Source organism: Nocardiopsis sp. FR4, assembly GCF_009830945.1.
Lineage (GTDB): Bacteria > Actinomycetota > Actinomycetes > Streptosporangiales > Streptosporangiaceae > Nocardiopsis.
This window is the reverse complement of record NZ_VWVV01000035.1, coordinates 22,106-43,094: the sequence shown is the minus strand read 5'-3', so window position 1 is coordinate 43,094 and position 20,989 is coordinate 22,106. Positions and strand designations below refer to the sequence as shown.

Annotated in this window: 18 protein-coding genes; 16 read left to right on the top strand and 2 right to left on the bottom strand. The window is 71.9% G+C overall.

Going from position 1 to position 20,989, the window contains the following annotated elements:
- Positions 1-79 precede the first annotated feature (79 nt).
- The 11 genes from FYW95_RS24325 (at position 80) to FYW95_RS28485 (ending at position 14,481) form a co-directional block, all read left to right on the top strand.
- Positions 80-964: a Rossmann-like and DUF2520 domain-containing protein gene (locus FYW95_RS24325; protein ID WP_159944110.1), complete on the top strand. Its 885-nt coding sequence runs from the start codon at positions 80-82 to the stop codon at positions 962-964.
- A gap of 57 nt (positions 965-1,021) precedes the next feature.
- A complete protein-coding gene (gene panC, locus FYW95_RS24320) occupies positions 1,022-1,900 on the top strand; it encodes a pantoate--beta-alanine ligase (RefSeq protein ID WP_159944111.1) in 879 nt (292 codons plus the stop codon).
- Positions 1,901-1,926: 26 nt separating this feature from the next.
- Positions 1,927-4,521 carry an L-aspartate oxidase gene (locus FYW95_RS24315; protein ID WP_159944112.1) on the top strand — a complete coding sequence of 865 codons (2,595 nt, stop codon included), beginning with the start codon at positions 1,927-1,929 and terminating at the stop codon, positions 4,519-4,521.
- Between the two features lie 64 nt (positions 4,522-4,585).
- Complete coding sequence (locus FYW95_RS24310) at positions 4,586-5,368, top strand: type III pantothenate kinase (protein ID WP_159944113.1); 783 nt, start codon at positions 4,586-4,588, stop codon at positions 5,366-5,368.
- Positions 5,369-5,572: 204 nt separating this feature from the next.
- Positions 5,573-7,075 (top strand): bifunctional lysylphosphatidylglycerol synthetase/lysine--tRNA ligase LysX, encoded by a 1,503-nt coding sequence (gene lysX, locus FYW95_RS24305; RefSeq protein WP_159944114.1) that lies wholly within the window; start codon positions 5,573-5,575, stop codon positions 7,073-7,075.
- A 703-nt stretch (positions 7,076-7,778) separates the two neighbouring features.
- Positions 7,779-8,102 (top strand): LuxR C-terminal-related transcriptional regulator, encoded by a 324-nt coding sequence (locus tag FYW95_RS24300; protein ID WP_159944115.1) that lies wholly within the window; start codon positions 7,779-7,781, stop codon positions 8,100-8,102.
- Between the two features lie 176 nt (positions 8,103-8,278).
- Positions 8,279-8,857 carry an amino-acid N-acetyltransferase gene (locus FYW95_RS24295; RefSeq protein WP_159944116.1) on the top strand — a complete coding sequence of 193 codons (579 nt, stop codon included), beginning with the start codon at positions 8,279-8,281 and terminating at the stop codon, positions 8,855-8,857.
- 412 nt (positions 8,858-9,269) lie between these two features.
- Positions 9,270-9,554, top strand: a complete 285-nt coding sequence (locus FYW95_RS24290; protein ID WP_159944117.1) for a hypothetical protein — start codon at positions 9,270-9,272, stop codon at positions 9,552-9,554.
- Positions 9,555-9,768: 214 nt separating this feature from the next.
- Positions 9,769-10,107, top strand: coding sequence for a histone-like nucleoid-structuring protein Lsr2 (locus tag FYW95_RS24285; protein WP_159944118.1), 339 nt, complete (start codon positions 9,769-9,771; stop codon positions 10,105-10,107).
- An 803-nt stretch (positions 10,108-10,910) separates the two neighbouring features.
- Positions 10,911-13,421, top strand: a complete 2,511-nt coding sequence (locus tag FYW95_RS24280; RefSeq protein ID WP_159944119.1) for an ATP-dependent Clp protease ATP-binding subunit — start codon at positions 10,911-10,913, stop codon at positions 13,419-13,421.
- 142 nt (positions 13,422-13,563) lie between these two features.
- Positions 13,564-14,481: a DUF3105 domain-containing protein gene (locus tag FYW95_RS28485; protein ID WP_236567939.1), complete on the top strand. Its 918-nt coding sequence runs from the start codon at positions 13,564-13,566 to the stop codon at positions 14,479-14,481.
- A 30-nt stretch (positions 14,482-14,511) separates the two neighbouring features.
- Here the strand turns inward: FYW95_RS28485 and FYW95_RS24270 are convergent, their stop codons facing one another.
- Positions 14,512-15,387: an HhH-GPD family protein gene (locus tag FYW95_RS24270; protein WP_159944120.1), complete on the bottom strand. Its 876-nt coding sequence runs from the start codon at positions 15,385-15,387 to the stop codon at positions 14,512-14,514.
- Between the two features lie 129 nt (positions 15,388-15,516).
- Between FYW95_RS24270 and FYW95_RS24265 the strand changes: the two genes are divergently transcribed.
- The 4 genes from FYW95_RS24265 to FYW95_RS24250 all read left to right on the top strand — a co-directional run bounded on the left by FYW95_RS24265 (position 15,517) and on the right by FYW95_RS24250 (position 18,449).
- The gene (locus FYW95_RS24265; RefSeq protein WP_201295018.1) at positions 15,517-16,239 is read left to right on the top strand and encodes a hypothetical protein; all 723 of its coding nucleotides are present in this window, start codon (positions 15,517-15,519) and stop codon (positions 16,237-16,239) included.
- A gap of 183 nt (positions 16,240-16,422) precedes the next feature.
- Entirely contained in the window at positions 16,423-17,163 is a 741-nt protein-coding gene (locus FYW95_RS24260; protein WP_159944122.1) for an SGNH/GDSL hydrolase family protein, read from the top strand.
- Positions 17,164-17,196: 33 nt separating this feature from the next.
- Positions 17,197-17,943, top strand: coding sequence for a histidine phosphatase family protein (locus FYW95_RS24255; protein WP_159944123.1), 747 nt, complete (start codon positions 17,197-17,199; stop codon positions 17,941-17,943).
- 134 nt (positions 17,944-18,077) lie between these two features.
- Positions 18,078-18,449: an SSI family serine proteinase inhibitor gene (locus tag FYW95_RS24250; RefSeq protein WP_159944124.1), complete on the top strand. Its 372-nt coding sequence runs from the start codon at positions 18,078-18,080 to the stop codon at positions 18,447-18,449.
- 5 nt (positions 18,450-18,454) lie between these two features.
- On the opposite strand, the gene radA is transcribed toward FYW95_RS24250, so the two are convergent.
- Positions 18,455-19,846 (bottom strand): DNA repair protein RadA, encoded by a 1,392-nt coding sequence (gene radA / locus FYW95_RS24245; RefSeq protein ID WP_159944125.1) that lies wholly within the window; start codon positions 19,844-19,846, stop codon positions 18,455-18,457.
- Positions 19,847-20,012: 166 nt separating this feature from the next.
- On the opposite strand from radA, the gene FYW95_RS24240 reads away from it, so the two are divergent.
- The gene (locus tag FYW95_RS24240) at positions 20,013-20,921 is read left to right on the top strand and encodes an SGNH/GDSL hydrolase family protein (RefSeq protein ID WP_159944126.1); all 909 of its coding nucleotides are present in this window, start codon (positions 20,013-20,015) and stop codon (positions 20,919-20,921) included.
- Positions 20,922-20,989 lie beyond the last annotated feature (68 nt).

The following is a 20,989-nucleotide window of genomic DNA, read 5'->3' as shown; positions in this document are numbered from 1 at the left end:
GGGCTATCGTGTGCTCAGGCGTCACGGCGCGGCGGGACCGCGAAGCGCCGGACGCACCGGAACACGAGGGGGCACGCACATGGAGACGACACAGGGGCGCCCCGCCCGCCTGCGGGTCGGCGTCATCGGACCGGGCAGGGTCGGCTCCGTCCTCGGCCAGGCCCTCGGCCGCGCCGGACACAAGGTGGTGGCCGCCTCCGCGGTGTCGGAGGCCTCCAAGGAGCGCGTCGCCGAGCGCCTGCCCACCGCCCGCGTCCTGGAACCGGCCCGGGTCGCCGAGGCCAGCGACCTCGTCCTGCTCACCGTCCCCGACGACGCCCTCCCCGAACTCGCCGAGGGGCTCGCCTCCACCGGCACCGACCTCCGCGGCAAGATCGTGGTCCACGCCAGCGGCGCCCACGGGTACGGCGTCCTCGCCCCCGCGACCGTCGCCGGAGCCCTCCCGCTCGCGCTGCACCCGGCCATGACCTTCACCGGCCGCGACGAGGACGTCGACCGGCTCGCCAACTGCTCGTTCGGCGTCACCGCGCCCGAACAGCTGCGCCCCATCGCCGAGGCCCTCGTGGTCGAGATGGGCGCCGAACCCGTGTGGATCCCCGAGGACAAGCGCACGCTCTACCACGCGGCCCTGGCCGGAGGCGCCAACCACCTGGTCACCCTGGTCGCCGACAGCGCCTCCCTGCTGGCCTCCGCCGGGGTCCCCGAACCGGGCCGCGTGCTCGCCCCCATGCTCAGCGCGGCCCTGGACAACGCCCTGCGCCTGGGGATCCACGGACTCAGCGGACCGGTCCTGCGCGGCGACGCCGGAACCGTCGCCGGGCACATCGAACAGCTGCGCTCCACCGCCCCCGAGAGTGTGGCCAGTTACGTCGAACTCGCCCGGCTCACCGCCGACCGCGCCATCAACGCCGGAATGCTCAAGCCCGAGGACGCCGCGCGCCTGCTCGACGTCCTGCGCCGCTGAGGCCCCGCCGCGCCAGGACACCGCACCGCGCCCCCACACCACCACGGGAACACACTGATGACCGAACCCACCCAGCGGCCCGCGCCCACCGGCGGGCCCCTCCTCACGCACACCGCCGACGAGCTGCGCGCCGCCCTCGCCGACGCCGGACGGGTCGCCCTCGTCCCCACGATGGGCGCCCTGCACGAAGGGCACCGCAGCCTCATGCGGCTGGCCCGCGCCCGGGCCGACACCGTGGTGGTCAGCGTCTTCGTCAACCCGCTCCAGTTCGGCCCCGACGAGGACTTCGACCGCTACCCGCGCACCCTGGACACCGACACCGACGTGTGCGCCCAGGAGGGCGTGGACGTGGTCTTCGCCCCCTCGGTCCGGACCATGTACCCCGTCGAGCAGATGGTCACCGTCTCGGCCGGGGCCATGGGCGACCGCCTGGAGGGCGCCTCCCGGCCCGGGTTCTTCACCGGCGTGCTCACCGTCGTCAGCAAGCTCCTGCACCTGGTCCGGCCCGACGTCGCGGTGTTCGGGCGCAAGGACGCCCAGCAGCTCGCCGTGGTCCGCCGCATGGTCGCCGACCTCAACATGGGCGTGGAGATCGTCGGCGCCCCCACCCTGCGCGACCCCGACGGCCTGGCCACCTCCAGCCGCAACGTCTACCTCTCCGCCGAGGAGCGCGCCAGCGCGCTGGCGCTGTCCCGCGCCCTGGATGCGGGCCGCGGCGCCGCGGCCGGGGGGCCCGACGCCGTACGGGCCGCCGCCGGGGCCGTCCTGGACGAGGCCGCCAAGGCGGAGCCCCCCGTCGAACTCGACTACCTCGCGCTGGTCGACCCCGAGACCTTCGCCGACGCCCCCGCCGACCACACGGGCGAGGCCGTCCTCGCCGTCGCCGCCCGCGTGGGCACGACCCGGCTCATCGACAACGTGTCGGTCACCCTGTAGCCGTGCCCCCCGAGGAGAGAACCCAGATGAGCACACCCGCCCAGACACGGCTCGACGCCCCCGAACCCGGGTGGACCGTCGAGGCCGACGTCGCGGTCGTCGGTTCGGGTATCGCGGGCCTGAGCACGGCGCTGCGCTACGTCCAGCGCACCGAGCGGGGCCGGGTCGTCCTCGTCACCAAGGACCGGCTCTCCACCGGGTCCACCGCCTACGCCCAGGGCGGGATCGCCGCCGCCATGGCCCCCGAGGACGGCCCCGTCGCCCACATGGTCGACACCCACCTGGCGGGGGCGGGCCTGTCCGACCCCCTCGCGGTCCACATCCTGGCCACCGAGGGGCCCGACGCCCTGCGCTGGCTCATCGGCCTGGGCGCCGAGTTCGACCTCGCCGACGACGGCCGCCTGGCCCTGACCCGCGAGGGCGGACACCGCGCCGACCGGGTCGCCCACGCGGGCGGGGACGCCACCGGGGCCGAGATCCAGCGCGCCCTCGTCGCGGCGGTGCTCGCCGAGGAGCGCGTCGAGACCATCGAGCGCGCCATCGCCCTGGACGCCCTGCGCGACCCCGGTACCGGGGCCGTGTGCGGCGCCACCCTGCACGTCATGGGGAAGGGGGCCCGCGACGGGGTGGGCGCCGTCCTGGCCCCCGCCGTGGTCCTGGCCACCGGCGGCATGGGGCAGGTCTTCGCCGCCACCACCAACCCGCCCGTGTCCACCGGCGACGGCCTCGCCCTGGCCGCCCGCGCCGGAGCGCGCCTGCGCGACCTGGAGTTCATCCAGTTCCACCCCACCGTGCTCTGGCTGGGCCCCGAGGCGCGCGGCCGCCAGCCCCTGGTCTCGGAGGCCCTGCGCGGCGAGGGCGCCTACCTCGTCGACGCCGAGGGGAACCGGATCATGGCGGGCGTGCACGAGCTGGCCGACCTCGCCCCCCGCGACGTGGTGGCGCGCACCATCGCCCGCACCATGGCCGAGCAGGGTGTGGACCACGTGTACCTGGAGACCCGCCACTTCGGCCGCCAGACCTGGGAGCGGCGCTTCCCGACCATCCTGGCCTCCTGCCGCGAGCACGGCATCGACCCCCTCAGCGAACCCGTCCCGGTCGCCCCGGCCGCCCACTACGCCTCCGGCGGCGCCGAGGTCGACATCGACGGCCGCACCTCGGTCCCCGGCCTGTGGGCCGTCGGCGAGGTCGCCCGCACGGGGGTGCACGGCGCCAACCGGCTCGCCTCCAACTCCCTTCTGGAGGGGCTGGTCTACGCCGACCGGATCGCCGCCCGCCTGGCCGGGGAGCCCGCCCCCCGGGCCGCGCGCGGTACCACCGACGCGAGCGTCACCCCGCTCGTGCCGCCCGCCACCGCCGCCCGGGTGCGCACGCTGATGTCGCGCCACGCCGGAGTGCGCCGCACCGGCGAGGGCCTGGCCGCGCTGGTCCGTGAACTGGACGATCTGGCCCGGCCCGAGGTCCCGGCCGTCCCCGACGTCGCCGCCTGGGAGGCGGCCAACCTGCTCACCGTGGCCCGACTCGTGGCCGCCGCCGCCCTGCACCGGACCGAGAGCCGGGGCTCGCACCAGCGGGCCGACCACCCCGAGCCGCGTCCGGAGGCACGGATCCGGCCCGTCGTCGTCCGCCTGGAAGGGAACGCCATCGTGACCACCGACGAGGACTGGACCCCCTCGCTGCCGCCCGCGCTCGTCGCGGAGCTGGACACCATCGCCCTCCCGCTGGCCGTCCCCGGACGGGACGACCCGGAGGAGCGCGCGGAGTTCACCCTGCCCCACACCGCCTCCTGGCGGTCGCACGCCGACCTGGTCCGCCGGGCCCTGTCCGAGGACCTCACCGCGCCCCCGGGGATCGACGTCACCACCGTGGCCACCATCCCGGCCGACCAGGTGCGCACCGCCCACGTGGTGGCCCGCGCCGACGGCACGGTCAGCGGTCTCCCGGTGGCCGAACTCGTCTTCTGGCTGGTCTGCGACGGCGCCCTGGAGGCGCACCGGACCGTGGAGGACGGCGCCGCGGTCAAGCGCGGGGACGTGCTGATGTCCGTCACCGCCCGCACACGCGACCTGCTCACCGCCGAGCGGACCGCCCTGAACTTCCTTACCCACCTGTCCGGAATCGCCACCGCCACCCGCGCGTGGGTGGACACGGTGTCCGGTACCGGCGCCCGGATCCGGGACAGTCGCAAGACCCGCCCCGGGCTGCGCGCCCTGGAGAAGTACGCGGTGCGCTGCGGCGGCGGCGTCAACCACCGCTACGGCCTCAGCGACGCCGGACTGGTCAAGGACAACCACGTGGTCGCCGCCGGGGGCGTGGGCGCGGCGGTCCGCGCCATCCGGGCCCGCTTCCCCGACCTGCCCCTGGAGGTGGAGGTGGACCGGATCGACCAGATCGAGGAGGCCATCGCCGCGGGGGCCGAGGAGATCCTGCTCGACAACTTCACCGTGGAGCGGCTGCGCGAGGCCGTCGCCCTGGTGGCGGGCCGCGCGCGGCTGGAGTCCTCCGGCGGCCTGACCCTGGACGTGGCCGCCGACGTGGCCGCGACCGGTGTGGACTACCTGGCGGTCGGTGCCCTCACCCACTCCAGTCCGGCGCTGGATATCGCACTCGACCTGTTGTGAGTGTCCCGGGTGGTGGAAGATTCCTTGGGAACACACCACTTCGACCACGGATGAGGCCCCCAGCATGCTGCTCGCGATCGACGTCGGCAACTCCGAGACGGTGTTCGGGCTCTTCGACTCCGACGACCTTCTCGAACACTGGAGGGTGGGCACCGACACGCGCCGCACCGCCGACGAGTGGGCCGTCGTGCTCAGAGGACTGGTCGAGGGCAGCAGCATGAACGGCCCCGAGGACATCGACGGGATCGCCATGTGCTGCTCGGTGCCCTCGGTGCAGCACGAGATGCGCGACATGTTCCGCCGCCACTTCGGCGACGTCCCCGCGGTGATCGTCGAGCCCGGCGTCAAGACCGGCGTGCCGATCCGGATGGACAACCCCAAGGAGGTGGGCAGCGACCGGATCATCAACGCGCTGGCCGCCAACCACCTCTACGGGGGGCCGGCCGTGGTGGTGGACTTCGGCACCGCCACCACCTTCGACGCGGTCAGCTCCAGGGGGGAGTACGTGGGCGGCGCCATCGCCCCGGGCATCGACATCTCCGTGGACGCCCTGTCCCGGCGCGGCGCGCAGCTGCACATGGTGGAGATCGTCAAGCCGCGCTCGGCCATCGCCAAGAACACCACCGAGGCGTTGCGCTCGGGCATCGTGTTCGGTTTCGCGGGCCAGGTGGACGGGATCGTGGACCGCATGGTCGCCGAGCTCACCGACACACCCGACGACGTCACCGTCGTGGCGACCGGGGGGCTGGCCTCCACGGTCGTGGGGGAGTGCGAGACCGTCGACCTGCACGAGCCCTGGCTGACCCTCATCGGCCTGCGCCTGGTCTTCGAGCGCAACGTCTCCTGACCCCCTCCCGGGCGGGGAGGCGCTCCGCCCCGGCCGACCCCAGCTCTGGGCGTGCCGCCGGGCGCGCAGCCGCGGGAGCACCTCGGCGAGGTGGCCGGCATGCACCTGGGGCCGTCGGGCAGGGCTGATCCCCTGGGGCCGTCCCTCCCCCCGGGCTGCGGCCCCTGGCCGGGGCGGGGGGTCGGCGCCGGTAGGATCGGGCGCGTGAATGACGCGCACGACGACACCTACGACGACCTGCCCGAGCAGATGCGGGTCCGGCGGCAGAAGCTGGACCGGCTGCGGGAGGAGGGCATCGACCCCTTCCCCGTGACCTTCCCGCGGACGACGTCGATCGGGGCCGTGCGCGACAAACATGAGGGACTGGAACCGGACACCCACACGGGTGCCGAGGTCGCGATCGCGGGCAGGGTCATGCTCTACCGCACCGGCGGCAAGCTGTGCTTCGCGACGCTGCGCGACGAGACCGGCGACCTCCAGATCATGCTGTCGCTGGACCAGGTCGGCCAGGAGCGCCTGAACGCCTGGAAGTCCGACGTCGACCTCGGCGACCACGTGGGCGTGGAGGGCGAGGTCATCACCTCCCGCCGCGGCGAGCTGTCCGTGCTGGTCCGCTCCTGGACCCTCACGGCCAAGTGCCTGCGCCCGCTGCCGGAGAAGCACAAGGGCCTGACCGACCCCGAGGCCCGCGTGCGCCAGCGCTACGTCGACCTCATCGTCAACCCCGAGTCCCAGCAGATGGTGCGCCGCCGCTCGGCCGCCATCCGCGCGATCCGGGAGGCGCTCAGCTCCCGCGACTTCGTCGAGGTCGAGACGCCCATGCTGATGCGGGTTCACGGCGGCGCCACGGCGCGTCCGTTCACCACCCACATCAACGCCTACGACATGGACCTGTACCTGCGCATCGCCCCCGAGCTGGCGCTCAAGCGCCTGGTCGTGGGCGGCCTGGAGCGGGTGTTCGAGATCAACCGCAACTTCCGCAACGAGGGCGCGGACTCCACGCACAACCCCGAGTTCACGATGCTGGAGTTCTACCAGGCCTACGCCGACTACAACGACATGGCGGACCTGACGCGCTCCCTCATCCAGGAGGCGGCGCGCGCCGTGTTCGGCTCGACGGAGGTCGAGCGGGACGGGAAGGTCTACGACCTGGGCGGCGAGTGGCCGCAGACCACCCTGTACGGCGCGGTCTCCGAGGCGCTGGGCACCGAGATCGACCCGCGCACCCCCGTCGAGGAGGTGCGCCGCCTGGCCGGGACCCGGGGTGTGGAGTACGCCCCCGACTGGGGGCAGGGCAAGCTCGTCGAGCACCTCTTCGAGGAGCTGGTGGAGCACACCCTCATCCAGCCGACCTTCGTGCGGGACTTCCCGGTGGAGACGAGCCCGCTCACCCGCCAGCACCGCGAGGACCCGCTGCTCACCGAGAAGTGGGACCTCATCGGCTTCGGCATGGAGATGGGCACCGGCTACTCGGAGCTGGTCGACCCGGTCGAGCAGCGCGAGCGCCTCACCCGGCAGTCGCTGATGGCGGCCCAGGGCGACCCCGAGGCCATGCAGCTGGACGAGGACTTCCTGCGGGCGCTGGAGTACGGCATGCCGCCGACCGGCGGCGTGGGGGTCGGTATCGACCGCCTGCTCATGGCCTTTACGGGCAAGAACATCCGGGAAACTGTCCTTTTCCCCATCGTGAAGCCCTCGGGGAGTTGAGCCCCTGTTCTTGACCTCGCTTTGGCGGGGGACGTAACAGGCTCAGCAGATGTCCGAAAGTCAGGACGGGGTCGTCGCGCCCGGAGCGCGGCGGCCCCGTCGGGCGTTCGGTGATGTGGTGTGGACCACGTCGGATCCGCTGTCGAAAGCACAAAGGGAACAGAGCCGCAGCCGGGCGCGGCTGGTCTCTCCGACAGGACCCGGTTTTTACCATGAGGGCTCCTTCCGGGGCGGCTCCCTTCTTCCGGAGATTGTTTACGCAGGTCAACGCGGATGGCGAATTTTCTCTTCTGTTACCTTGTCACTGCGGGGGCTTGTGTGGTTACGCATGGTGATTTATCAGGCCTTGACGGTACCCTCTGGGCGGCCTAGCGTGCTGAGAGCGGGCTTCGGTCCGCGAGTTCGCCGAAGTGGATCGAGAACGACGGTGAGCGGGGACGAGGGCCCCTTCGGTGGCCCGAGCGCCCCGCGCGCGTGTGTGCCCTCGGTGGAGTCTGTCCGTCCCAGACCCAGCGAACCGGCCCCCGCCACCCGCGTACCCGTCCCCCCGGGCCCTGTGCCAGAGGGTTTCCTCGGGGGTGACCGCTGTGCGCGGGGTGCTCCGTCGCGTCGGTGTCGGGGGTAGGACCCCCCGATCCGGTGTGCTCGTGTTCACCAGGTGACGAGTTGATGTTCCGCACTCACATGGATGAGGGAGGACGGAGTGGAACAGGCCACACTCGTACGACGCACCGTTGAGGACCAGGGCACTCTCCAGGGCCGGGAGCACCGGGAGAACGTGGTTCCCCTGCAGGCCCGCCCGCGTGAGACGGCTGTGAACAGCCCGTACGCGCCGGTGGAACTGAGCCACGAGGAGCTCGAACTGCTCGCCGAGATCGCCACCGGGGTCACCACCGAGGTGGCCGCGCGGCACCTGGAGCTCAGCGCACGGACCCTGCGCCGCCGCATTCGCAACATCTGCGACGTGCTCGGCGTGAACACGCCCATCGAGGCGGTCGTCTGGGCGGCGCGGCGCCAGCTCATCTGAGCCGGCCTCCGCGCCCGCGGACCGCCGCGGCGTACGGCAGCCGCCGGAGGAGGAGTGCTCCGGCAGGCGTACCCGCGCGCCCCGAACCGACACGGCACCCACCGGCCCCCATCCGGTGGGTGCCGTCGCGTTCTCCGCGCCCGCGCGGCGCCCCATGGGCATAGTCTGGTCCGGTTATGCCCGTTCGCCACGTTCACGTGCGCCGCGCCAGGACGCGCGACGTCGCCCACATCCGCCGCCTGGTCGACACCTACACCGCCGACCGGCGTGTCCTCTCCAAGAGCACCGTCAACCTCTACGAGGACGTCCAGGAGTTCTGGGTGGCCGAGGCGGAGACCACCCCCGAGGCCGGGGCCCCTCCGGGGGTTTCCGAACCCGAGTACCGCGTGGTGGGCTGCGGCGCCCTGCACGTGCTCTGGGAGGACCTGGCCGAGGTGCGCACCGTCGCGGTCGACCCCTCCCTGCGCGGTTTCGGCGTCGGGCACCGCATCGTGACGGCGCTGCTCGACACCGCGCGCGAGTTGGGGGTGCGCCGTGTGTTCTGTCTGACATTCGAGACCGGTTTCTTCGCCAAACACGGCTTTGCCCCGATCCAGGGCACCCCCGTCTCCTCCCGTGTGTACGAGGAACTTCTGCGTTCCTATGACGAGGGCGTCGCCGAATTCCTCGACCTGGAGCGGGTTAAGCCCAACACCCTCGGGAACACCCGGATGCTTGTGTACCTCGACGAGGCGGCGCGAACCGCCCATGCCTAAAGGCTTTCCACCCCACTCGGCACGGAGTTCCCGGTGCGGGCCCCAAGCCGGGTCGGCCCGGGGGCGCTTATACACAACCGGATGCGGGACGGGTGGAAGCGTGCGGGTAATGTGTCCCTGCGGGGAGGGCCTCCGTGCGCAGAAGTGACGGTGACCAAGGGTTGTGATTCCCTCCGGACGCCGTGTTCCCCCAGGCCCGACGGGGACGCCGAACGCACGGCCGGACATTGGCCACCATCTGGTTTGCCAGGGGGTGCTTGGGTGCGTCCGGTGTCAAACCGGGGGCAAACGATGTCTATGATGTCGGGTATACGTTTGCCCCGGTGCCCGGCGAGCCATCCCCAGGGCCGACCCGACACTGAGTCGGGTATTTGCTGCAATAAGTAACAACCAGGAAGGGTGGACCGCTGCGATGGGGAACTTTATGTCCTCGGTGCTTCCCCCCGGACTGATCGACGTATTGTCGGCGCTGATCCCGCCGGTGGTTGTCGGGGGCGTCTTCTGCGCCTTCGTCATCCAACTGTTGCGCAGGGAGATGGCGCCTCGGCGGATGGACGGCAGCCTGGTCAGCGAGGACGAGGCCACCAACAGTGACAGTGCTGACGGTGACGACGCCCAAGCGTCCGGACAGACCGGACCCGTGAACGGCACGCCGATTGTCCGGGGCGGGGAACGCCCCGAATCCGAGGGTCGTTGATACGGTACTCGACCGACCCCGGGCCTCGCGGGGCCCGACAGGTCGGCTTCACGCGTGCGCGGACCATCTCGCCGCCGCCGCGCTGCTCAAGCGAGCTCCGAAACCATCGGCGGGCCCCGTGATTTCGGGCACGCCGGGAATTGTCTTCTGCCTTCCCGCGAGATAGCTTTATATTCAGGTGTGGAGACACTGCTCTTCTGAAAGGTTTGAATCCATGGCACAGAAGGTCCAGGTTTTCCTGGTCGACGACCTCGACGGCGGCGAGGCCGAGGAGACGGTGACGTTCGGTCTCGACGGCTCCGTGTACGAAATCGACCTCAGCGCGGGTAATGCGGCCAAGCTCCGCGAGGCCCTTACTCCCTTCGTCGAAGCCGCCCGCAAGGCTCCGTCCAAGGCGTCGCGCGGCCCGGCCCGCAGGGGCACCCGGAATGCTCCCAGCCGGGAGCGCAGCGCCGAGATTCGCGCGTGGGCCAAGGCCGCCGGGAAGCCCGTCAATGAGCGCGGCCGTATCCCCGCGGCGATCGTCGCCGAATATGAGGCCATCAAGGGTTAGGTTTGCCGTCGGCCTCCGGTTCGCCGAAATGTTGTCAGGTCTTGATCGAATGACGATCTGTGCCCGCTGGGACACACCCGAGCCCGGCAGCCCCCGGGCCACGGCCCGGTGACAGGGGCCACGAGGGGATATGACGGATCCGCCTACCGCGGTGACGGGCGCACCACCGGCCCGCGCCGACGGCAGTTGGGTCTCCGCCGCCACACCCACGGGGTGGGCCGGACGGCGAGGCCCGGCGGAACCGCCCGCCGAACCGCAGGGGCCGAGGGCCGGGCAGCCGCACGGGGCAGCCGCGCGTTCCCCGTTCCCGCGTAGGGCGTGCTTTCCGCGGAACACGCCCCGAGGCCGTCTCCGGTGGTCCTGCGGCCCGCTGAGCCGCGGGACCCGGGGACCGTGCGCTCCCGCCCGGTGCGATGACGCGCATTTCCGCTTTCCCGCCGGACGCGACAAGAACACACGGTCCTGTTCGCTCAGAGCCGATTATCCGCTTCAGCGCACGCGGCCCGGGCACTTCCGCTGTACGGGAGGTACCCGGGCCGTTCGCCTTCGGCGTACAGGGAAATCTCGCGCCGCAATTGGTAGTTGGATGTTGGGTGAACGCCCTATCGTCGGGGAAAGTCTCTGGAACGGGCGGCCTCGGTCGGCCGTACGGAGACGTCCGTCAGGGTCGGCAGCCAGTCGGCCGTCCGGACGGGTGCGACAGTGCTCCCCAGGGCGGTTCATCCCTGTGGGGCCGATATGCGGAAGAGTTGGGTCGGAGTGAACCGTCCCTGCCTGACCGCTCTGTAGAGGAGCGACGAGACATGTTCGAGAGGTTTACCGACCGCGCGCGGCGAGTGGTGGTTCTGGCCCAGGAAGAGGCCAGGATGCTCAACCACAACTACATCGGTACGGAGCACATCCTGCTCGGCCTCATCCACGAGGGTGAGGGCGTCGCCGCCAAGGCCCTGGAGAGTCTTGGTATCAGCCTCGAAGCGGTTCGGCAGCAGGTTGAGGAGATCATCGGCCAGGGCCAGCAGGCCCCGTCGGGACACATTCCCTTCACACCGCGGGCCAAGAAGGTCCTGGAGCTGTCGCTGCGCGAGGCCCTCCAGCTGGGCCACAACTACATCGGGACCGAGCACATCCTGCTCGGCCTGATCCGTGAGGGCGAGGGCGTGGCCGCCCAGGTGCTGGTCAAGCTCGGCGCCGACCTGAACCGCGTGCGCCAGCAGGTCATCCAGCTGCTGCACGGCTACCAGGGCAAGGAGCCGCAGGCCACCGGCGCCTCGTCGGAGTCCACCCCCTCCACCTCCCTGGTGCTGGACCAGTTCGGCCGCAACCTGACCCAGGCCGCCCGCGAGTCCAAGCTCGACCCGGTCATCGGGCGGGACAAGGAGATCGAGCGGGTCATGCAGGTCCTGTCCCGCAGGACCAAGAACAACCCGGTCCTGATCGGTGAGCCCGGCGTCGGTAAGACCGCCGTGGTCGAGGGCCTGGCCCAGAAGATCGTCAAGGGCGAGATCCCCGAGACGCTCAAGGACAAGCAGCTGTACACGTTGGACCTGGGCGCGCTGGTGGCGGGCAGCCGCTACCGCGGTGACTTCGAGGAACGCCTCAAGAAGGTGCTCAAGGAGATCCGCACCCGGGGCGACATCATCCTCTTCATCGACGAGCTGCACACGCTGGTCGGCGCGGGCGCGGCGGAGGGCGCCATAGACGCCGCCTCCATCCTCAAGCCCATGCTGGCCCGGGGTGAGCTGCAGACCATCGGTGCGACCACGCTGGACGAGTACCGCAAGTACCTGGAGAAGGACGCCGCGCTGGAGCGGCGCTTCCAGCCCATCCAGGTGGACGAGCCCACGATCAAGCACGCCATCGAGATCCTCAAGGGCCTGCGCGACCGTTACGAGGCCCACCACCGGGTCTCCATCACCGACGGCGCACTGGTGGCCGCCGCGCAGCTGGCCGACCGCTACATCAGCGACCGCTTCCTGCCGGACAAGGCCATCGACCTCATCGACGAGGCGGGCTCGCGGATGCGCATCCGCCGGATGACCGCTCCGCCGGACCTGCGCGAGTTCGACGAGAAGATCGCCGCGGTGCGCCGCGACAAGGAGTCCGCGATCGACGCGCAGGACTTCGAGAAGGCCGCTTCGCTGCGCGACGACGAGAAGCAGCTGCTGAACAAGAAGGCGCAGCGGGAGAAGGAGTGGAAGGCCGGCGACATGGACGTCGTGGCCGAGGTGGACGAGGAGCTCATCGCCGAGGTCCTGGCCGCCTCCACCGGAATCCCGGTCTTCAAGCTCACCGAGGAGGAGTCCTCCCGGCTGCTGCGCATGGAGGACGAGCTGCACCGGCGCGTCATCGGCCAGGAGGACGCCATCAAGGCGCTCTCCCAGGCGATCCGCCGTACCCGCGCCGGTCTGAAGGACCCCAAGCGCCCGGGTGGTTCGTTCATCTTCGCCGGTCCGTCCGGCGTGGGTAAGACCGAGCTGTCCAAGACCCTGGCCGAGTTCCTGTTCGGGGACGAGGACGCGCTGATCCAGCTGGACATGTCCGAGTTCATGGAGAAGCACACGGTCTCGCGGCTGTTCGGCTCCCCGCCCGGGTACGTCGGCTACGAGGAGGGCGGCCAGCTCACCGAGAAGGTGCGCCGCAAGCCGTTCTCCGTGGTCCTGTTCGACGAGATCGAGAAGGCCCACAACGACATCTTCAACTCCCTGCTCCAGGTGTTGGAGGAGGGCCGTCTCACCGACGCCCAGGGTCGCATCGTCGACTTCAAGAACACGGTCATCATCATGACCACCAACCTGGGCACCCGGGACATCTCCAAGGGCGTGGCCATGGGCTTCGCCAAGGAGGACGACGCCCAGACCAACTACGAGCGGATGAAGGCCAAGGTCAGCGAGGAGCTCAAGACCAACTTCCGGCCCGAGTTCCTCAACCGTGTGGACGACATCATCGTCTTCCACCAGCTGACCGAGAAGGAGATCTTCCAGATCGTCGACCTGATGATCACCGGGCTGGACACCCGTCTCAAGGAGCGGGACATGGGGATCGAGCTGCGCCCGGCCGCCAAGAAGATCCTGGCGGAGCGCGGGTTCGACCCGGTGCTGGGCGCCCGGCCGCTGCGCCGCACGATCCAGCGCGAGATCGAGGACCAGCTGTCGGAGAAGATCCTGTTCGGCGACCTCAAGGCCGGTCAGATCGTCGTGATCGACGCCGAGGGCCAGGGCACGGACGCCAAGTTCACCTTCAAGGGTGTGCCCAAGCCGGCCGCGGTGCCGGACACTCCCGAGGTCGAGCAGTCGGCCGCGGGCAAGCGCGAGTGACCCGCGGGCGCGGATGAGCGCCGCGTAGGACCACGAGGGGGCGTCCCGTTCGGGGCGCCCCCTCCGGCGTGCCCGGAGCGCGGCTCGGGGAGCGCAACCACGGCGGGGTGCGCATCCGCCCGACACGTCCTAGGGTGCGGGTGTGACCCAACCAGATCCCCGCCAGCACGGGCAGTGGCCGCCTCAGGGCCCCCAGCCCGGTCCCGTCCAGCCCCCGCAGGGGCCTCCTCCGCCGGGTTACCAGGGCGGCCACCAGGGCGCGGTTCCGCCCGGCGCGCAGCCTTCCCCCGGCGCCCACCCGGGCGGTCCGCCGCCCGGCCCGTACCAGACACCGCCCCCGGGCTCGCCGCCCCCGGGCTCGCCGCCTCCGGGCGGGGCGCCCCCACCGGGATACGACGGGCCCCACCCGCCGCAGCCGCCCCGTCGCGGGAACGGTCTGGCCGTCGGCCTCATCGTCGGCGCGGTGGCCCTGGTCCTCGTCCTCATGGCGGGCGCCGGGTTCGTGGCCCTCCGGCTGATGCCCGCCGGGGACTCCGGCGGCGGAGGCGGCACGGCCTCCTCCGGAGGCGGGCTCGACGGCGTCCTCTACTACGAGGACCTGCCCGCCGACCACGTCGAGGTGGGCGAGACCGTCGAGTACGAGATGTTCCCGCCCGCGGGCGGACCGCACTACCCGGCCTGGCAGGACTGCGGTGTCTACGAGGAGCCGCTGCGTACCGAGCACGTCGTTCACTCCCAGGAGCACGGCGCCGTGTGGATCACCTACGACCCCGGGCTTCCGGACGAGCGGGTCCAGGCCCTGCACGCCCTCTACGCGCCCGGCGACTACCTGGTGATCAGCCCGATGGAGGGCCTGCCCAGCCCGGTGGTGGCGTCGGCCTGGGGTTCGCAGATCCTCCTGGAGGGCGCCGAGGACCCCCGTCTGCCCGAGTACCTCATCACGTTCGTGCAGGCGGACAGCGCACCCGAGCCGGGCGCGCCGTGCAGCGGCGGTTGGAGCGGGACCGAGGCCGACTTCGCCGCGGAGTCGGCCACCGACGCCAGGACGGCCACCGACTGAGGACGCCGCCCCGTCCGGGGCCGCGCCCCCTCAGCCGGGCAGGGCGTAGCGGCCGTCGTCGAGCGGGTCCACCAGCCCGTCGGAGACCAGCGCGTCCAGGGCCCGCTCGCGCTGCACGTGGTCGTCCCAGACCACGTCCAGCGCGTCCTTGGGCACCGGGTGGGCGGAGTCGCGCAGCACCGCGAGCAGCCGTCCCCGCACCTGCCGGTCGGTGCCCGCGTAGGTCTGGCCGCGCCGGGGCGGGCCGTCGTAGGCGGGCTTGCCCGCCAGCCTCCAGGCGCACTGGGCCGCGATCGGGCAGTCGGCGCACGCGGGGGAGCGGGCCGTGCACACCAGGGCGCCCAGCTCCATCACGGCCACGCCCCAGCGGGCGGCGACCGAGGGGAGGGGCGGCAGCAGCGACTCGGCCAGGGCGGTCTCCGCCTTGGTCTGGGTTTTCGGTGGGTACTGGACACCCGTTTCGGCTCTAGCCAGGACACGCCGAACATTGGTGTCCAGAATGGCGTGCCGTTGTCCGAAAGCGAAGCTCGCCACCGCCGCCGCAGTGTAGGAGCCGATCCCCGGCAGGGACAGCAGGGTGGCGTGGTCGTCGGGTACCTCGCCGCCGTGCTCCTCGGTGATGGCCACCGCGCAGGCGTGCAGGCGCAGCGCGCGGCGCGGGTAGCCGAGCCGGTTCCACATGCGCACGGCCTCACCCGAGGGCTCTTCGGCCAGGTCGGCGGGGGTGGGCCACCGTTCCATCCAGGCCCGCCAGGCGGGCAGGACCCGCACCACGGGAGTCTGCTGGAGCATGATCTCGCTGACCAGGATCGACCAGGGGGAGGCCTCCGGCCGTCGCCAGGGCAGGTCGCGGGCGTGGGTTTCGTACCAGGCCAGAACAGCGGTGCTGTAAGGGTTATCGCTCATCTTTAACTGGGAATCGGCGGGTTGAGTAGGTGGGGTCAGCGCAAAACCGCAATACTACGGCGCATGGCGTCAAGTACCGGACATCCAGGAGCCGTCAGCCGCGAGACCTACTGGAAGCGTCGTGCCTTCGTGCTGGCCGGGGCCCTGTTGCTGCTCGCGATCATCGCGTACGCCTGCCGTCCCGACGGCGGTGAGAGCGGCGATCCGAGCCGGTCCGACGCCGGTCTGGGCGAGCAGGCCTCTCCCAGTGTCGCACCCACCGAGCCCTCCGCGGCCGAAAGTGGGGAACCCGAGGACGGAGCGTCCGAGGGGGCGGGTGAGAGTGCTGAGCCCTCCGAGGGCGACGAGGAGGCCGGTGCGGGTTCGTCCGGTTCCGGCTCCGGCGGCGGTTCCGGCGGTGGTTCCGGCGGCAACGCGGGCGGAGAGGTGCCCGCGCCCGAGCGGCCCGAGGACCCCTGCCGCTCCCAGGACGTCGTGGTCACCTTCGAGTTCGCCGAGAAGGACCAGGAGATCTACGGTGCGGGCGCCCAGCCCGGGTTCAGGATCACCATCGTCAACACCGGTGAGCAGCCCTGCACCGTGGACGTGGGCGGTGAGGCCCTGGAGGTGCGCATCCACTCCGGAGACGACCGGATCTTCTCCACCGCCGACTGCGTGGAGGGCGAGGGCGGCGAGAAGCGCCAGCTCAACCGGGGCGTTCCCTACGAGCACGTCGTGGAGTGGGGGCGCGAGCGCTCCTTCACCGACTGCCGGGACAGCAACGCCACCGCCCAGCCCGGCTGGTACCGCGCCAACCTGCACGGGAACTACGCGGGCAACCAGCCCCAACTGGCCTTCCAGCTGAAGGCCTGACGGACGGGGCGCCGCCGCGGGGCCGGGAGCACCCTGGGGGGTGCCGTCGGCCCCGCGGCGCGTCCGGGACCGGGACCCCCCTTTACGGGATCCGTGTTCGGAGTTAGGCTGCTCCGCGTTGGGAGCGCTCCCAAGCGGGTGCTCCCTTCGGGAGTACCCGCTCTCAGCGCAAGGAGTCGCCCCATGAGGAACCGGTTCCTGCGGGCTGCGGCGCACGTCGTCGCCGGTCTCGCCCTGACCGCGGCCGCGGTGGCGGCTCCCCAGCTCCCCGCCCGCGCCGACGCGGGCGGGGAGCTGGCGGCGGAGGACACGGTGCGGATCATGCCGCTGGGCGATTCGATCACCGGCTCGCCCGGGTGCTGGCGCGCGCTGCTGTGGGCCGACCTGAGTGAGGCGGGCCGCACGGACGCGGACTTCGTGGGCACCCGCCCCGGGGACGGCTGCGGTTTCGAGTACGACGGCGACAACGAGGGCCACGGCGGCTTCCTGGTCACCGACGTCGCCCGGCGCGGACTGCTGGTGGACTGGTTGGACCGGACCGACCCGGACGTGGTCATGATGCACTTCGGGACCAACGACGTCTGGAGCGCGGTCCCCACCGGGCAGGTGCTGGAGGCCTACGGCACGCTGGTCTCGCAGATGCGGGCCCACAACCCCCGCATGAGGATCCTCGTCGCCCAGATCATCCCCATGGACCCCGATCGCAGCTGCGCCGAGTGCGGCGAGCGCGTGCGCGACCTCAACGCCGCGATCCCCGGCTGGGCCGCGGGCCTGAGCACGCGCCGGTCGCCGGTGACCGTGGTCGACCAGTGGACCGGCTTCGACACCGACACCGACACCTACGACGGGGTGCACCCCTCGGCCAGCGGTGACCGCCGGATCGCCGACCGCTGGCGCGAGGCCCTGCTGCCACTACTCTGCTGACCCACGGAGCCGGTTCGGGAGGAGGACGCGACGATGCGCTACCGGGGCCCGAGGGAGATCGCCGCGGTCCGCCACGGCCAGAGCGCGTTCAACGCGCTCCCGGCCGGGGCCGGCAGCGGCGGCGGCCGTCCCGACCTGCCCGCGCGCAACGCGGACGTGGACCTCACGCCGCTGGGCGAGCACCAGGCCCGCGCGGTGGGCTCGGTCTGGCTCGCGGGCCTGCCCGGGTACCGCGGTCCCGACGCCGTGTTCTCCTCCACCTACCTGCGGGCCCGACGCACGGCCGAGCTGGCGCTGCGGGCCTCCGGGACCACCCTGCCGGTCGACCCGGACGAGCGGCTGCGCGACCACGACACCGGACCGTTCGCCCTCATGACCCCGGAGATGGCGGACGAGTACGACCCGCGCGAGCGGTCCCGGCGGCTGGCCGACCGCATGCACCACCGCCCCGAACGAGGGGAGTCCCTCGCCGACGTCCTGCTGCGCCTGCGCTCCTTCCTGCGGGACCTGTGCGCCGGGCACCCGGGGGAGCGGGTGCTGCTGTTCACCCACGAACCGGTCGTGGTCCTGCTCCGGGCCGCGCTGGAGGGTTTGTCCGAGGAGGAGGTGTGGAGGGTGGCCCGCGAGGAACCGGTGGGAGCCGCCTCGGTCAGCCGATGGACCGCCGACGGCGCGGGCGACCTGCGGCCCGACGGCTACGGGATGGTGGCGCACCTGTCCGGGCTGGAGGAGGGGCCGCGGGACACGGCGGTTCCGGACATTCCGCCCTCCCGGGGCTGACCACCCGGCATTCGGACCCGGCCGGAACCGGGGCGCACCTCGATTTCGGCGATTCTTCGGAAAAACGGAAGCTCTGAGTGTCGTTTCGATTACCATCCGTGGTGACCTGTCGTCCCGCACTTCCTGGAGCCGTCGTGAAGCACACCGCCCTGGCCCTGGTGGCCGCCCCCGCCCTCGTCCTGGCGCTCGGCGCGCCCGTCCAGGCCGCTCCGTTCGCCGCCGAGCAGCGCCACGTCCTCTTCGTGCAGAAGGAGTCCGAGGACTGGGCGCGGCAGGCGATCCTGGAGTGCGGCCCCGCCGGGGGCACCCACCCCAGAGCCGAGGATGCCTGCGCCGCCATCGCCGAGGCGGGTTCGATCGCCGACATCAGAAGCACGCAGAGGCTCTGCCCGCTGGTCTACGACCCCGTCATCGCCACGGCCTACGGCGACGACGGGATCTACCACGAGACGTTCGCCAACCAGTGCGTGCTCCTCAGCGAGAAGGGACCGGTCTTCGACTTCTGACCCGCCTACTCCTCCTCGGCCCCGGCGGCGGGCCGCCGCGCCCGTCGGGACCGCCGGGCCACCCGGCTCAGGGCCTCGCTCAGCTCCTCGACCTCGTGGACGCGGATGCCCGGGACGGGGTCGCCGAAGTGCCTGGGCACGACCGCCTCGGTGAACCCGAGCCGCTGTGCCTCGGCCACCCGGCGCCGCACACCGCTCACGGCGCGCACGTCGCCGGCCAGGCCCACCTCGCCGATGGCGATGAAGCCCGCGGGCAGCGCCACGTCGTTGTTGGAGCTGGCCGCGGCCATGGCCAGCGCCAGGTCCACGGCGGGCTCGGTGAGCTTCACGCCGCCCACCGTGGACGCGTACACGTCCATGTTGGCCAGCCGCATGCCCGTTCGCTTCTCCAGGACCGCCAGGATCATGTTCACCCGGGAGGTGTCCAGGCCGGAGGTGGCCCGGCGGGGCGCGGGCAGCGGGCTGGCCGCCACCAGGGCCTGCACCTCGGTGATCAGCGGGCGCCGCCCCTCCAGGGTGACGGTGACGCACGTGCCCGGTACCGGGTCGGTGCGCTCGGTGAGGAAGAGGCCGCTGGGGTCGGGCAGGCCGACGATGCCGGTCTCGGTCAGCTCGAAGCAGCCGATCTCGTCGGTGGGCCCGTAGCGGTTCTTGACCGCGCGCAGCAGCCGCAGCTGGGAGTGGCGCTCGCCCTCGAAGTGCAGCACCACGTCCACCAGGTGCTCCAGCAGGCGCGGACCGGCGATGGAGCCGTCCTTGGTCACGTGGCCGACCAGCACGGTGGCGATCCCGCGCTCCTTGGCGATCTGGATCAGGGCGCCGGTCACCTGCCGGACCTGGGTGACGCCGCCCGGCACGCCCGCGACGTCGGGGGAGACCATGGTCTGCACCGAGTCCACGATGAGCAGCCGCGGGCCGACCGCGTCCACGTGGCTGACCAGGGAGGCGATCGAGGTCTCCGCGGCCAGGTAGAGCTTGTCCGAGAGCGCGTCCAGGCGTTCGGCGCGCAGCCGCACCTGGCCGGCCGACTCCTCGCCGGTCACGTACAGCACCGGCCCCTCCGCCGCGCGCATCGCGGCGACCTCCAGGAGCAGGGTGGACTTGCCCACGCCGGGCTCGCCCGCCAGCAGCACCACGCCACCCGGGACCGCGCCGCCGCCCAGCACCCGGTCGAGCTCGTCGACGCCGGTGGGGACCGCCTCGGCGCTCTCCACGCTGATCTCGGTGATGGGACGGGCCCGGGAGGTGACGGGCGCGGCGGCGACGGCCGCGGGCGCGGGGGCGCCGGCCTCCTCCACCGTCCCCCAGGCCTGGCACTCGCCGCAGCGGCCCACCCACTTGAGGGTGCTCCATCCGCACTCCGAGCACCGGAACGTGGTCTTCGCTGCCTTTGCCATGGTGGCAACGCTAACGGCTCCCGGGGACAGCCCCGGTCGGAGGCGGGAGGGGCGGGTGGGACACATGAAAGTTACCTACGAGTTAGAAGCCTTTTCTCGTAGGCCGTGTTAAAGAATTCCTAGGGTCCGTAACTTCACGCCCCCGCTCCTTGGAGAGGAAACCCGCGTGCCCCGTACATCCGACGTGTCCCCGTCCCGAGTCCTGCGCCGTGTGCTGGCCCCCCTGGCCGCCGCCGTGCTGGGCCTGTCCCTGGCCTCCGCGCCCGCCGCCGCCGAGACGGCGCAGGCCGCCCCCTACCAGCACTACGTCTCCCTGGGAGACTCCTTCGTGGCCGGTCCGCTCATCCGCGAGGAGAGGGTCCAGGCCCAGATGCCCCTGCTGGGATGCATGCGCACCTCCAACAACTACCCGACCATGCTCGCCCAGCGGCTGGGCGTCGCGGAGTTCACCGACGCCAGCTGCTCGGGAGCGGTGATCAACGACCTCTACGAGCCGCAGTTCAGCGACACCCGCCCGCAACTCGACGCCCTCACGCCCGAGACCGACCTGGTCACGGTCGGCATCGCGGGCAACGACTTCGGCTTCTCCGAGATCCTGGTCGAGTGCGCCAAGCGCAGTCTGACCAACCCGCTGGGCAGCCCGTGCGCCAGGCACTACGGCGACGAGCTGGACCAGCGGATCGAGAACCTGCGCCCGGCCGTCGCCCAGGTGTACGCCGACATCGCCGAGCGCAGCCCCAACGCCACGGTCCTGGCCGTGGGTTACCTGCAGATCCTGCCCGAGAGCAGGGGCTGCTGGCCCAGCACGCCCATCGCGCGCGGCGACGTGCCCTACCTGGACCGCGCCCAGACGGCCCTGAACGCGATGATCGCCGAGGAGGCCGAGGCCCAGGGAGCCGTCTTCGTGGACGTCTTCGAACGCGGCCACGACGTGTGCCAGCCCTCCAGCACCCGCTGGGTGGAGGGGCTGCTCCCCGAGAACGGGGCCCCGGTGCACCCCAACTACCGCGGCATGGTGGCCACGGCCGACTTCGTGGGGGCCCGGCTCGGTCTCCCGGTGGACGAGGCGGCGTAGCCGAGAGTGACCGGAAGCCGAAGAGATGAGTCCGATTAACCGGCTCATGACCGTTTTATCCCCCTGGG

What these genes read in the sequence shown, in the direction of transcription:
- panC (WP_159944111.1), top strand. Translation starts at nt 1,022, where the DNA reads ATGACCGAACCCACCCAGCGGCCCGCGCCCACCGGCGGGCCCCTCCTC.
- FYW95_RS24255 (WP_159944123.1), top strand. Translation starts at nt 17,197, where the DNA reads ATGCGCTACCGGGGCCCGAGGGAGATCGCCGCGGTCCGCCACGGCCAG.
- FYW95_RS24325 (WP_159944110.1), top strand. Translation starts at nt 80, where the DNA reads ATGGAGACGACACAGGGGCGCCCCGCCCGCCTGCGGGTCGGCGTCATC.
- FYW95_RS24270 (WP_159944120.1), bottom strand. Translation starts at nt 15,387, where the DNA reads ATGAGCGATAACCCTTACAGCACCGCTGTTCTGGCCTGGTACGAAACC.
- radA (WP_159944125.1), bottom strand. Translation starts at nt 19,846, where the DNA reads ATGGCAAAGGCAGCGAAGACCACGTTCCGGTGCTCGGAGTGCGGATGG.
- FYW95_RS24295 (WP_159944116.1), top strand. Translation starts at nt 8,279, where the DNA reads ATGCCCGTTCGCCACGTTCACGTGCGCCGCGCCAGGACGCGCGACGTC.
- FYW95_RS24285 (WP_159944118.1), top strand. Translation starts at nt 9,769, where the DNA reads ATGGCACAGAAGGTCCAGGTTTTCCTGGTCGACGACCTCGACGGCGGC.
- FYW95_RS24260 (WP_159944122.1), top strand. Translation starts at nt 16,423, where the DNA reads ATGAGGAACCGGTTCCTGCGGGCTGCGGCGCACGTCGTCGCCGGTCTC.
- FYW95_RS24310 (WP_159944113.1), top strand. Translation starts at nt 4,586, where the DNA reads ATGCTGCTCGCGATCGACGTCGGCAACTCCGAGACGGTGTTCGGGCTC.
- FYW95_RS24315 (WP_159944112.1), top strand. Translation starts at nt 1,927, where the DNA reads ATGAGCACACCCGCCCAGACACGGCTCGACGCCCCCGAACCCGGGTGG.
- FYW95_RS24290 (WP_159944117.1), top strand. Translation starts at nt 9,270, where the DNA reads ATGGGGAACTTTATGTCCTCGGTGCTTCCCCCCGGACTGATCGACGTA.
- FYW95_RS24280 (WP_159944119.1), top strand. Translation starts at nt 10,911, where the DNA reads ATGTTCGAGAGGTTTACCGACCGCGCGCGGCGAGTGGTGGTTCTGGCC.